General features: G+C 62.3%; 12 protein-coding genes. 9 read left to right on the forward strand and 3 right to left on the reverse strand.

All coding sequences use genetic code 11. The features are described from left to right. The first annotated feature begins 62 nt into the window (after positions 1-62). Genes HPY44_08510 through HPY44_08535 form a run of 6 tightly spaced genes read left to right on the forward strand, consistent with a single transcriptional unit; the run spans position 63 to position 6,596 of the window. On the forward strand, positions 63-839 hold the full coding sequence (locus tag HPY44_08510; protein ID NSW56041.1) for a hypothetical protein: 777 nt from the start codon (positions 63-65) through the stop codon (positions 837-839). A 4-nt stretch (positions 840-843) separates the two neighbouring features. Continuing rightward, positions 844-2,061, forward strand: a complete 1,218-nt coding sequence (locus HPY44_08515; protein ID NSW56042.1) for a hypothetical protein — start codon at positions 844-846, stop codon at positions 2,059-2,061. Further along, on the forward strand, positions 2,046-3,527 hold the full coding sequence (locus HPY44_08520; GenBank protein ID NSW56043.1) for a hypothetical protein: 1,482 nt from the start codon (positions 2,046-2,048) through the stop codon (positions 3,525-3,527). Before HPY44_08515 ends, HPY44_08520 begins: the two co-directional genes overlap by 16 nt. A gap of 5 nt (positions 3,528-3,532) precedes the next feature. Continuing rightward, a complete protein-coding gene (locus HPY44_08525; GenBank protein NSW56044.1) occupies positions 3,533-4,429 on the forward strand; it encodes a DMT family transporter in 897 nt (298 codons plus the stop codon). 4 nt (positions 4,430-4,433) lie between these two features. Next, a complete protein-coding gene (locus tag HPY44_08530) occupies positions 4,434-5,777 on the forward strand; it encodes a hypothetical protein (GenBank protein NSW56045.1) in 1,344 nt (447 codons plus the stop codon). Between the two features lie 33 nt (positions 5,778-5,810). Next, positions 5,811-6,596 (forward strand): creatininase family protein, encoded by a 786-nt coding sequence (locus HPY44_08535; GenBank protein NSW56046.1) that lies wholly within the window; start codon positions 5,811-5,813, stop codon positions 6,594-6,596. A gap of 67 nt (positions 6,597-6,663) precedes the next feature. Here the strand turns inward: HPY44_08535 and HPY44_08540 are convergent, their stop codons facing one another. Further along, the gene (locus HPY44_08540; protein NSW56047.1) at positions 6,664-7,767 is read right to left on the reverse strand and encodes a DUF4139 domain-containing protein; all 1,104 of its coding nucleotides are present in this window, start codon (positions 7,765-7,767) and stop codon (positions 6,664-6,666) included. An 85-nt stretch (positions 7,768-7,852) separates the two neighbouring features. On the opposite strand from HPY44_08540, the gene HPY44_08545 reads away from it, so the two are divergent. From HPY44_08545 to HPY44_08555, 3 genes are all read left to right on the forward strand, one after another. Then, positions 7,853-8,767, forward strand: coding sequence for a TIM barrel protein (locus HPY44_08545; GenBank protein ID NSW56048.1), 915 nt, complete (start codon positions 7,853-7,855; stop codon positions 8,765-8,767). A 93-nt stretch (positions 8,768-8,860) separates the two neighbouring features. Next, a complete protein-coding gene (nifU, locus tag HPY44_08550; protein ID NSW56049.1) occupies positions 8,861-9,328 on the forward strand; it encodes a Fe-S cluster assembly scaffold protein NifU in 468 nt (155 codons plus the stop codon). Between the two features lie 111 nt (positions 9,329-9,439). Continuing rightward, complete coding sequence (locus tag HPY44_08555; GenBank protein ID NSW56050.1) at positions 9,440-10,780, forward strand: neutral/alkaline non-lysosomal ceramidase N-terminal domain-containing protein; 1,341 nt, start codon at positions 9,440-9,442, stop codon at positions 10,778-10,780. Between the two features lie 196 nt (positions 10,781-10,976). Here the strand turns inward: HPY44_08555 and HPY44_08560 are convergent, their stop codons facing one another. Continuing rightward, positions 10,977-12,092: an extracellular solute-binding protein gene (locus tag HPY44_08560; GenBank protein ID NSW56051.1), complete on the reverse strand. Its 1,116-nt coding sequence runs from the start codon at positions 12,090-12,092 to the stop codon at positions 10,977-10,979. Positions 12,093-12,232: 140 nt separating this feature from the next. Beyond that, positions 12,233-12,922 carry a TrkA family potassium uptake protein gene (locus HPY44_08565; GenBank protein ID NSW56052.1) on the reverse strand — a complete coding sequence of 230 codons (690 nt, stop codon included), beginning with the start codon at positions 12,920-12,922 and terminating at the stop codon, positions 12,233-12,235. Between the last annotated feature and the right edge of the window lie 19 nt (positions 12,923-12,941).

Genomic DNA, 12,941 nt, shown 5'->3' on the forward strand with positions numbered 1-12,941 from the left:
GCTGCCCGATTTCCAACACTTCGCAGCAACGTATCGCCAGTCCGACTCGCGAGGTCAATTTCTTGCTACCCACTATCGCCATCGGCAACTACCAGATCACCCGTCTCACCATCGGCGGCAATCCATTCAGCGGGTTTTCGCATCAGACCCCGGAGCGCGACGCCGCAATGCTGGACTACTACACCACCGAACGCATCAAGCAGGTGCTCTTCGAGTGCCAGGAAGCGGGTATCAACACCTGCTGCCTGCGCACCGATGCCCATATCTGGCGCATGCTCCGGGAGTTCCGCAATGAGGGCGGAACTCTGCAGTGGATTGCCCAGATGGGCGTGGGAGCAGAGGGCTTCGAGGCCAACGTGAAAGCCGCTGCAGACCACGGCGCAATTGCCTACTACATCCATGGTGCTGTGACTGATGAGTGCTTCAAGACGGGCGATTACAGCCTGATTGCGCGGATGATTGACTCTATCCATGAACAGGGCCTGCTCGCGGGCCTCGCCGGGCACGTTGCCGCAAGCCACGTAGCGGTCTTCCAGGCGGGCATACCGGCGGATTTCCACGTGGTCTGCTTCTACAACTGCGGGAGCCTTCATGCCGGTGGGGGAGAGCGCTTCGACCCCGCCGACCCGCCGGTTGCCGTTGACGCCATCCGCCGCATCACCAAGCCGTGCATCGCCTACAAGATCCTGGGCGCTGGACGGGTGGACGCCGAAGCAGCCTTCCGGTTTGCTTACGAGAACATCAAGCCCACGGACGCAGCGAACGTGGGCATGTTCACCGGCGACAACCCGGATATGGTCCGGCAGAACGTGGAATTCGTCCGCCGGTTCGGCGGGTGATGCCATGCCGCCCTGCCCTGTCCTGACCAAGTTGGCCCGCGAGTTGTGGGATGAGTTCCACTCCGATGAGCAGCAGCGCCGTCGAGCCCTGTGGACCGCGCATTTCGCTGGGCAGACCCCGGAGATCCCGGTCAGCTGCGCCATGTTCCAGGGCTGGCAGGACCTCGTGTGGCAGCAGATTCTGCCCGAGGAGACCTTCTACCACCAGTCCGGCCTGGCGCGAATTGTTGAGATGCATCTGCGGCACTCGCTGTGGCGCGCACGCAACATCCCCGACGACACGCCGATCCAGCCTGCCTTGCGTCTTTCCGCGCTTCCCGAGATGGCACCCGATGAGCTCTGGGGCGTGCCCCTGTCCTTCCACTCCACCGGCATGGCCGGCGGCGCATACAAGCCGGTTCCGCCGCTGCATGACCCGGAGGATCTGTCAAAGCTGCGCGCACCTGTGTTCCGGCATGACCCGGACCGCATGGCGCGACAGGCCGAAGAGTTGGACGCCCTTGTGGGCGATCTCGTGCCCGTGAGCTGGCACTGTGACGCACTCCATAACGGGCCTTTCGAGTGGGCGGTTCGTCTGCGAGGCATGGATAATCTGCTCTTCGACTGCTACGACAGGCCGGAATGGCTGAAGCAGTTGATGGACTTCATCAGCCGCGCTATGGTGACCTACCACCGGGCGCGGGAAGCCGCCGGGTTTGTGGATGCAGCTGAGCCCAGCCTGCACAGCCCCGGGGATACAGTGACGCCGGGCCTCGAGAAGCGCCTTGCGGGAGCCTGGGGGTATCTGCACGCTCAGTCGGCGGCATCGTACGGGCCCGAGACATACGCGGAGTTTGTGCACCCTTTCAACGTGCCCATCGCCGAACTGTGGGGCAAGGTCTACTACCATGGGTGCGAGGACTTGACTGCCAAGGCCGCCATCATCCGCGATCTGCCGAACTTGCGGGAGTTCCACGTATCGCCCTGGTCTCAGGTGGCGCCGATTGCAGACTGCCTGCCAGGGCATGTTGTTCTTGAGGTGCACTCGCACCCCACCAATGTGCTCTTGCTTTGGGGTGAGGACGAGATGCGTCAGGAATTGCAGAGGCTTGCGTCAGCCGCCGGAGACCACCTGTTCAACCTGAAGCTCTGCGACATCCAGACGATCAACGCCGATGCCGGCCGGGCGCTCATGACCTGGTCGCGAGCTGCAAAGGAAGTGGCTGCATGGGCCCGAAGTTGAACCTCTCCTACCCGGAACTCATCGTCTTGGCTCTCACCTTCTGCGTGCTCTCGACTGGATCCCCGCAGCAGTCTGTGGAAGTCGTAGTCACCGAGGAGGTCCTCAGCACCATCGCCCCGGATTTCTTTGGTCTGCACTATGATGGGCCGGATCACCATACCTCCAATGGGATCACGGGTGAACTGATGACCATGCCGGGGGCTTACGGGTCGCCGGCGGCCAGGAAGCTGCTGAGGGACGTGGGCGTCTCAGTGGTGCGCATTTTCCTTTCAGCGGCAGACATCCGTCCGGATGTCAGCACCTGGAACTGGGAGCCCACCGACCGGTCGGTAACCCAGGTGATCGAGAGCGGGATGCAACCCATGCTCTGTCTGCGCCAGGCAGGGCCGGAGTGGATCGGAGGCACAGAGGAGACCGGCTGGTGGAAAACAGAGCCAGGTCGCGCGGCCTGGGCCGAGTATGCGTCGGAAATTGCCCGGCGCTACGGAGACCGCTGCAAGTGGTACGAGGTCTTCAATGAGCCGAATATCATTCGCGCCGACAAGCCCGATTGCTTCGGGTGGGACGGTATCGCGGAGATGTACCTGCTGGCAGCCAGGGCCATCCGCGCCCAGGATTCTGACGCGATTATCGGCGGAGCCGCAACCTGGGCGGCCTGGGAAACCGCGGAGTTCGGCAAGCACGTGCTGAAACGCCCTGACGGAGAAGCGATGCTGGACTTCGTCAGCTACCACATCTACAACACCCACAGTCTCGAAGACCCCAATGACAAGCTGATGTCGCGCACTCCGTGGTTCCGGGAGACCCCCGAGTACATCCGCGCGCAACTGGCGCCCATCACAGACAAGCGGATACTCGCGATCTGCACCGAGTACAACTCCAATGCAATCTGGAGCAAAGACGGCAAGCCCTTTACCGACAAGCGCTGTACCAACGCCTTCGGCGGCATCCTGAGCGCCTCTGTGCTGTGCAATTCGGCGGTCGGCGCAGCCGACCTGGTGATGCATTTCGCCACCATCGGCGGCTTCGGTATCATCGTCTGGCCGCCGGAATACCAGCCGCAGGCCTGCTACTATGCCCACGCACTCCTGTACCAGGTTGCGGGCCTGCATTCAGGTTCTGACATTCTGAAGACGATTTGCTCGCTCCCTCCGGAAACCACGCAGAGCGCCGTGCGGGGCGAACTCGCGGATGCCGCGCTGGAGGCATATGCCGTCCGTAACCCAGCCGGTGTTCTCGCGGTAATCCTTATCCATAAGCGCGCGACACCTTCCTTTCGGGTGAGCCTCAAAGTACCGGGTGACGTGACTACCGCGGACCTGTACCGCTACTCAGCCCGGCGCATTCCGGACAGCCTGTACCCGGTCGAGACGCTTGCTACCACCGACGGCCTGCCGGCGGTTGATTGCGAGCCCTACAGCATAACTGTGGTTCGCTTCGGGCCGCGATCGGCGGCGGTGGAATGACGGGGATGTCGACCCAAGCTCTGGGCCTGGCACTGGGCTTTCTCGCAAGTCTCCTGTGGGGCACGGTATTCGCCGCCGGACGATACCTGGTGGATGTACGCGGAATTGACCCGATGTTCGTGGCCGCCCTGCGGTTCAACATTGGGTGGATCGCGGCGATCACCTTCCTTATGTTCAGCGGTCGTGGCGAAAGCCTGAAGCGCGCAGCTGCGGAGTGGCCGCGAATCGCGGGGTTGGGGGTGATGGGCATCTTCTGCATGGGGTCCGGTGTCTTCCTGGCAGTGCAGTTCACCTCCTCCATCAATGCCGGGATCATCGTGAACGCAAACCCGGTTTTCATCGCTCTTTTCGCTCCTCTCATTGGTGAACGAGTGCCGGTGCTGCGAACCGTTGGACTACTGGTGGGACTGGCCGGGTGCGTTCTCGTGAGCCTGGGCGACCTCGCGGGAACGCCGGGGGGCAGCAATGACCTGCTGGGGTGCGCTTTCGCGACCCTGTCGGCTTGCAGTTGGGCCGCATACACGGTGCTTGGTAAGGGAATCTCACAACGCCTGGGCGGGCTCGAGACCGGCGCGCTGGCATTGTTCTTCGGGGGGCTGCTTTACCTGCCCATTGTGGCTCTCAAAGGCGTGTGGCAACCACTGAACGGATCAGAGCTTGCAGTCGCGGTGTTTATCGGCGTCGGTCCAAGCGCAATCGCGATGCTGGTCTGGTACAAGGCCCTGGAATACGTGGATGCCAACGTCCTGGGACCGACCCAGTATTTTGCAACGCTCGTGGGGACTTTCCTGGGCTGGGCCTTGCTCGGAGAGAAGATCGGGCTGGCGTTCATGTTGGGGGGAGCGGCGATCGTTCTTGGATTGTGGCTGGCCACCCGGCCGATGCGCAATGAGGTGATCTGACGGCATGGCTGCACGAATCGGGCTCATCAACATCGGGCACCCGGATTACCCGAATGAAGTGGGGGAGAGGCTCGCGGCCCGGGCTGTGGATGCCCTGCGCGATAGTGGCATCCTCGCGATCTCCGACGGGATCGCGCACACCGACCCGGCTTCCGCCGCGTCCCGTGCGCTTGAAATGGCGGGAGAGCGTCTGGACGGAGTGATCGTCTGGCTGGGCACCTGGATTGAGGCGTCTACCGCGGTGGCTGCGGTTCGTGAGATTGAGCACCTGCCCCTGGCCGTCTGGAGTTTTGGCATGTATGAGGAGAACGGCCGGCGCGAGTCCACGGGCTCTTTCGTGGCGGGATGCGTGATGAAGGGCACCCTGGACCGCATGGGCTACCGGTTCACCCACATCATCGGCTTCCCGGATGAGCCGCAGGCTTACGCCCGCGCCGTGGATTTCTCGCTGGCCGCCCACGCCGTCCAGCAGCTCAAGCGCACTCGCATCGGTCTCGTGGGCTACGCGTCCATGTCCATGTACCCTGGAACCTTCGACCACTTGCTCCTTCGACGACACATCGGCCCGGAGGTCATTCATTTCGACACGTACACACTGGTGCGGCTGGCCGAGAGCCTGGACTTCAGCGACCTGCGCCTGCTCATCGACGACCTCACTGCGGGGATGGGCATCGAGGTAGACGCAGAGCGGCTTGCGAAGCCCGCACGGCTGTATGGGGCCTTGCGGCGACTTGCCGACCGCCATGCGCTCCACGCCCTCAATGTGAAATGTCAGTACGAGTTGTCGCAGGAGTGGGGGATGACCGCCTGCGTTCCCCTGTCGCGGCTGGCGGATGAGGGTCTTGTGTGTGCATGCGAGGGAGACGTGATGCTCAGCGCGACCCAGTGCATGCTCGCAGGGCTTACCGGGGACACCGTTACCTACGGCGACATTCTCGACCTGACTGGCGATACCATGCTCCTCAGCGCCTGCGGGTTCGCTCCCACGTGTCTCGCCCGCGGCGCGCGAGAAGCGACCGCCGACAGCCCAGCCGCGGTGATTCGCGAGCTGGATTACCCAGGCTTCGACGGGGTGATCAGTTCATGCGTCCTGGAGCAAGGCCCGGTGACTTTCGCGCGTCTCATTGAGGGCCGCGGGGACTACCGGCTTGTATACGGCACCGGCACCGGCGTCGAAACCGAACTGCGCCAGGGGCGCTTCCCGGCGCTCAATGTACGCCTGGACGGAGACCCGCAACGACTCCTCAACACCATCGCCAGTCAGCATTTCGCGCTCTGCTACGGCGACGTCTCCTCCCGGCTTGAAGAGCTGTGTGGAATGCTCGGGATTGTCTCCGAACGCGTATAGGTCGACCAGCGAATGCATATTGGAGGCCTCACGATGCCTGAATTCGCGCGCCTGACAAGCCCTCAGATCGGCGAACTTGCCGCCGCCAATGCCCTTTGCCTCTTGCCAATCGGGCAGGTCGAAGAGCACGGGCTGCATCTCGCCACTGGCGCGGACACCTTCATCGCTGAACGCACTGTGCTTGGGGCCGAGAAGCTTCTCCACCCGGATCCGCCGACCCTCACGCTCCCCGCCATCTGGACGGGCTACTCGGGGCGGGAACTTGCACACTGGCCCGGAACAATTCGAGTGCGCACTCGCGTGGTGGCCGACCTGATCTTCGACGTGGTCAAGTCTCTCACCGACATGGGCTTTGCCAAGATCATCCTCGTCAACGGCCACGGGCATCACCCTGGCATACTGGAAATGGTGGCCCGGGAAGTGGCAGACGAGACCGGAGTGTACATCGCAGTGGTGCAGGTAGCGGCACTCGCAGCGAACGCGGTGCGGGAACATCGTCAATCCGCGCCGGGCGGCTGCATCCATGGCGGGGAGTTCGAGACGTCGCTGCTCCTGCATCTCGGCGAGCCTGTGGACATGGAGCGCGTGACTGACCAGGATATCTTCCGCTTCGAATCCGACTTCTTCCCGAAAGATGGCTTCTCGGGAAGCAAGGCGGCATTCTGGTCAACCTGGGGAATTCAGAGGAGCGAGACAGGGATCTACGGCGACCCGACCTGTGCCACTGAAGAGTTCGGGCGCATTGTTTTCGAGTCCATGGTCAACAACCTCGCGGCCTTCGCGCGGGAGTACTGGAAAACCCCTGCCGCTGAGTGGTGAAGCACAACCCGTTGGCAGGGGTCCACGCGGACCGCAGCGTTCGCAGACGTCGGTCCCGCCCGCCGCTCTATGGCTCCAGATTCATCCGCCGCGCCGTATAGGTGACCTTGCGTGTCGTGCCGGGCTCCAGCTCCAGGTCGAATCGAATCGTCTCCGCGTCCTCACGCTCGAATGCGTCGGAGTGCTTGATCATTTTCCAGTCTCCGGCGATGCGATCCTTCAGCTCCAGGCGCACCGCGGTCTTGCGCATGTTCTTGATCTCGAACTCGATCTCATCGTCCTGGTGGAAGAGTACGAGCTTATTGCGGACGTCTGTTTTCGGCTCGACCTGGGTGGACTTGATCACCTTGCGCGCAACCGTGACTTCGGGCACGATACCCAGCCGGACGTCCACGCGCTCATTTGGCGCAAGATACGGGAGGGTATCTTCCCCGAGATAGGTGGCCGAAGGGCCGGGCGAGCGAATGATCACCTTCCCGCCGGGTACGACCTTGGCGCTGAACACGTCCTGGCCGTCTCGTGCCAGTCGCAGCACCGCGGTGACATCGCCCTTATACTTCGCCGGGTCGTAGACCAACGCAGGTTCGCATGCCAGCCCTGCAGCGCTGAACAGCGGCAGCTTGACCGTTTCATTCTGGATAAGCTGGGCTGCGAGCGGGTGTCCGCCCGGAAAGGTCAGCTGGGCCCAGGGGAACTCGATCTTGCTCTTATTCGTGATGACCGCCCAGGCGTTGACCTCGACCTTTGCCGGATCGCTGGGAAGCGAAAGGTCATACTCGCAGCGCCACTCAATGCCCTTGAGCGGGAAAGCGATCTCCATGGTGGCGGCGCAATTCTGTGCTGCGGAGAGCCGCCACAGGATGCTCCCGCCATCCTCCGGTGCGATTGCAGTGTCGGTGATCTCGACGGCGCCCGGCGGATCGGTGATATCGATCTCAAGCTTGTCCAGGGGTATCTCCAGCGCCCCGAAGGCGAAAGCCATGTCGTTGGGGCCGGCCGAGAGACGCACCGTCGCCGTCTGCCGGAGCCACGCATCACCTGATATCGGCAGGCGCAGGATCGGACCGGCCAAGTCGGTTGAGGTTACCAGTCGCCCCGGCTGCTCGCCTGCACATGCACCGACGAGTGCGAAAAGAATTGTAAACACCATAGCTGTCGTGCGCAGCGCCATGGAAAATGCTCCTCTCTGTCTAGGACGCGTCCGGGCAAGCGTTTCGCCGTCCCCGTCAGACACACCTTTGTGAGGCTGCAGGAAGATGCTGTCAGACCCAGCTCGCAGCAACCGAATTGGAATCGTCGCCGGAGCCCTCGACCACCTCGAGCGCATTGAGGGCTACGGTGTAGGTCGTGTGGAACTGGTGATGCAACAGTCACACGAGGAGGCGCAGATCCGCGATTTCATTCGGCGCAACCGATGGACGGTGGGGCTACACAGCCCGTTATACCGAGACGTTGAGTACCCCGAGTACCCGCTTCTCGCCTCGGTCTTCGACACTGACGCCGAACGCCAGGACCGGGCCCTGGCCTTGGTGGAGCGGGAGATCAGGCGCGCGCCGGACTGGGATGCGATCTATGTTGTCACTCATCTGCAGCGTTCCGTGGGCGTCTTTCACGAACAGGTCCCGCCCGGCTGGGACGAGACGCGCGCCGTGGACGTGGCCGTCAGGGCAGGGGAGAGGCTGGCCCGGGTTGCTCAAGAGGTCGGGGTTCCGCTCCACCTTGAGAACATGATGAGCCACCCGCTCATCGCCCGTCCTGAAACCTACCTGGCGATATTAGAGCGCCTGCCCTCAGAACACATCAGCATGTGCTTCGATGTCGGCCACGCCGCACTGGATGCCGCCTATTACGGCTTCAACGTGGTGGATTTCGCCGCTGCGGTGGCGCACCGCGTCGGTTCACTGCATATCCACAACAACCGTATCTCGGAGGACTTCGATTTTGCGATCCTGCGCGAGCGGGGGCTCCAGAAAAAGTACCCGGTGCACCCATCGCAGCTCGTCGAAGACTCGTGGATCGACGTCCGTGCGATTCTTGAGGCGATTTTCACAACGAACCCCTCCGCCCTCCCCACTTTGGAGGTATACTATGCACTGGATACCGATCCGGACCATTTCCGCGAGGGGCTGTACTGGCTGGAGAATATCTGTTTTGGCGACAACGTGGCATGAGGGACACCCACAGGGCGCGCAGCCAGGTCGCGCTTGACAGTTATTACCGCAGACATATAATCAAGTTATATTGATGCAAAGGGATGATGCGCTATGCTTTACTCCGAAAAGGTTATGGAGCATTTCCAGAACCCGCGCAACATGGGGGAACTCGAAGATCCCGACGCGGTGGGGGACGTGGGCAACCCTCAGTGTGGCGACCAGATGCGCCTGACCCTCAAGGTTGATCCTGTCACCCGAACGATTACAGACATCAAGTTCAAGACCTTCGGCTGTGGGGCGGCCATCGCCAGCAGCTCCATGGTGACGGAACTCGTCAAGGGCAAGACCTTCGAGGAAGCGCTTGAGGTCAGCAACAAGAACGTGGTCGAGGAGCTCGGCGGCTTGCCTCCGGTGAAAATGCACTGCTCCGTGCTGGCCGAACAGGGGATCGCTGCGGCGCTCATCGACTATTTCAAGCGTCATCCCGAGGTCGAACCACCACCGGGCCTGATGGAGAAAGCTGAGCGGCTGGAGAAGCTGGATCCCCACGGCTGGCCCGAGGAGGGAGAAGACCACTAACCGATCCTGATTTCCCCGGACCTTCGAAGTTATCCTGGATGCGGCAGGTTCTCGGGCCTGCCGCCTGCCACGTCCGCAAACGATTGAACGCGCGGTAAGGAAGGTGTAAGCATGCTGGCTGCCGGCTTCGGAAAACGGGAGATCACGCCACCCATTGGAACTCCCTGCGCGCTGGGTCTCGATAATGAAGCCCAGGAGATCTACGATCCCATCTTCATCCGCGCCATCGCGCTCACTGACGCCGGACACACCGTCTTCATTCTCTCCGCGGATGTCCTTGGGCTTTACGCGGTCGAGGACCAAATGATCCGTTCCGAGGTCGCTCAGCGCGTGCGGGTCCCCGTGGACCATGTGATCGTCCACGGGACCCACACCCACGAAAGCCCCTGTGTGCGCGTGGAATACGGCCGGTACCTGGCAGAACGTGGGCTGAAGGCCTACAGCCCCGAGTTCTGGGCGCAATTCCGGGAGGCAGCGGTGGAAGCCGCTGCTCAGGCTTCTCGCAGCATTGCCCCGGCAGAAGTGCGTTACGGCGAGGCGCCTGTGGAGGGGATCGCATCCAATCGCCGTCTGCGTATGCCTGACGGGACAGTGGTCATGCGCGGCAGCCGCGATAGCGAGCAGAAGCGGGAATATCCGGTGGGGGACATCGACCCCCTGGTACGGGTCGTCTCCCTCAAGCGCGACGGGGACGAGATTGTCCTCCTGAACTACTGCTGCCACCCCAGTGCTGCGGGCGGCGACGAAGGCCCCTACATCACAGGGGACTTTCCAGGCTATGCGATCCAGGAAATCGAACAAACGCTCGTAAACTCATCCGCGATCCATTTCACCGGCCCCTGTGGAAACGTGAACCCGGGTAAGTTCACCGGGTGGCGGTCCCGCAGGGACGATGCGGCCGCCATGGGCGCACTGCTTGCGGCAGGAGCACTCAGGGCCCGAGAAAGCGCCGAGCCGGTAGACGGGTCGTCTCTGCGCTTCAAGGTGGCGCCAGTCGAGCTTCCACTTCGCGAGAATATCGCGAGCCAGGCCGAACTTGAGGCGCGCGTTGAGGCAGACATTGCCGACTACCGCCGCCGCAGGGACGCCGGCGAGACAGTACCGGGCGGCGGGCCGCTGCTCAACGATCTGCTCCGCCTGCAACTGCTCAGGCGTGTGGGACGCGGTCCGATCGAAACGCGGATTGCCGGGCTGGCTTACGGAGACCTGGCGCTGATCTTCCTGCCGGGCGAATGCTTCCTGGAACTGAACCACACGATCCGCTGGAACTACGGCAAGGCCCGCGTGGTCTGTGTCGAGAACTGCGACTACACGCCAAGCTACATCCCGACACCGGAAGCGTATCTGCCTGAAGCCCAGGGGTATGAGGGCCGGGTGGCGATAGTCTCGCCGGAGGCCTTTGGCATTGTCGGCCAGGCGGCGTGCGGTCTGTTCTCGGATCTGTCAAGCTGACGGGCGCTTGCCACCGCGAGAAAAGCCTCCTGGCAGGTATTGATGAGCCCTGGGGCCACTGCGGGGGCTGCCCCTGTGAGGGACGTGCGCGAAGTTTACATAATCGAGATTATGGAACGTTTCGCCCGGCCGCTTCGGACGGCCTATCCCTGCGCCAAACGCCGATGCATCCACCATGCGAGTAACACCCCCCCACCTACTCCGATCCCGGGTGGAAGACCGCCATGTATTCGCTCCGCAAAGTCTCCTGCCGATCCGCGTACTCCATCCAGCCCCCCGCAGGCGACATGATATTCAGCTCCGACAACTGCGCCCGTTCTGCGGGTGCTTCGACGTCCGGCCGAACTGACTCGCCACCCAGAATATCCTGCAGTGCCCTCTGGCCTTTCTGCGACAGCGCGAAGTCAATAAACAGTCGCGCCGCGTTACGGTGCGGCGCCGATCGGAGGATCGCCACCGGCCCCAGCATCATGGGAACTCCGTCCTTCGGCCACACGGGGCGGATCGAGCTGCCGGCCCGCATCCGTTCGTAGACGCTGTAACCCATTGCTCCGCTAACCAGATCGACCTCGCCGGCTTCCAACGCGTCCAACGTCTCGTCAGACGTCTTGTATATTCTCGGCCGCTGGCGGGCCATTCGTTTCCAGTACGACACCCCATACTCCTCGCGTAGGAAGTAATAATGCGCGTAGGCCGATCCCGCGGTCTGGGCGTCCTTGAGCCCCACTCTGCCCCTCCACTTCTCCTCGAGCAGCGCTGGCCAGGTGTCGGGCGCTTCCGTCCGCTTCATGCGCCGCGAGTCATACGCGATGCAGAGACCGACCACACGCAGCGCCGACCAGTACCCGGGGTCCTTATAGCGTGTGGGTATCGCCCGCTCCTCAGGCGATGAATATTGCATGAGCGAGCCTTTTCGACGCAATTGCGTAAAAATCGCCACATCAAGAACGTGAAGTACGTCGGCCTGAACGTCCCCGGACTCGATCTCGCTCTGGACCTTTTGCACGGTGTCGAAAGTACTTCCTCGTACCAGGTGCGTCGTGATGTAGGGGTGTTCCTTTTCGAACAGTTTCAGGAATTTCTCAGCGCCGTCCTGCGGAAGTGATGTGTACCAGGACAGTTCACCTTCTCGACGCGCGAGCTCTCTGATCTCTTCCGGAGAACTAACGTTCGAGTTTGTCTGGTCCTCTACAACGACTTGGATCGGCCCGTCACCCTGCGGGCAGCCGACAATCATCGGCATTCCCGCCAAAATCGTGGCGACGATGAGCCGTGCCAGGCACCGCTGCTTTCCACGGCCTGCAACTGTCATGGTGGATCCTTTGACACTCAAAAATCCCAAAGGGTGCGGGACTGCCGGTGCCCTCTTCCCCATCAGGGCCGGGCCGGCTCGAGGTATCGTCGCGGATTGGACGCTCATTGTCCGGCCAGGTTCCCGCTCCGTGCAACCCCTCAGGACTTCCTCCCATCAGGTTGTCCCGTCGTTAGGCATTCCACCACATCAGCAACGTCCTCTGCCTTGACGACGACAAGCACCTCGCTATCTCCCGGAACCACGGCGTCTCCCCGTGGAATCGTGAGTTTCCGCTCTTTGTCCAGGATTCCCGCAATGACCCCCGACTGCGGGAAGTTCGGGCGCTGGGCAATCTCACGGACCGTCAATCCAGCCGCTGCTGCACCCTCCGGCACCTGCACCGCCAGCATCTCTGCCTCACCGCCGCCGATTTCCGCGATTCTGCGTGCCCTGGGCCGCTCAACCGCCAGCACAAGCTCATGCAGGTACAGGTCCAATTCACTGATAATATACGTGGCTCCGGCCAGGTCGTAGGCGTCCCGGTAGCGCGAATCTCGCATCCGCACGACGCACTGGGCGACGCCGAACTGCCGTGCAAGCAGCGTGAAAGTGATGTTGTCTGCATCATTGCGCATCAGAGCCAGTGCGGCATCAGCCCGGTCAATCCCGGCCTGCTGCAGCACACCCAGGTCCGTCGCGCTGCCGTGGACGGTGAGCACCCCAAGTTCGGCGTAAATCTGGGCGCAACGGGCCTCATCAATATCCACTACCACCACATCGTGGGTATCCCGCATGATCTGGGCAATCCCGCTACCAACAACACCGGCTCCACCAATCACAATGTACATCCCGTTGCCTCCCGTCCAT

This window comes from Armatimonadota bacterium (assembly GCA_013314775.1).
Lineage (GTDB): Bacteria > Armatimonadota > Zipacnadia > Zipacnadales > JABUFB01 > JABUFB01.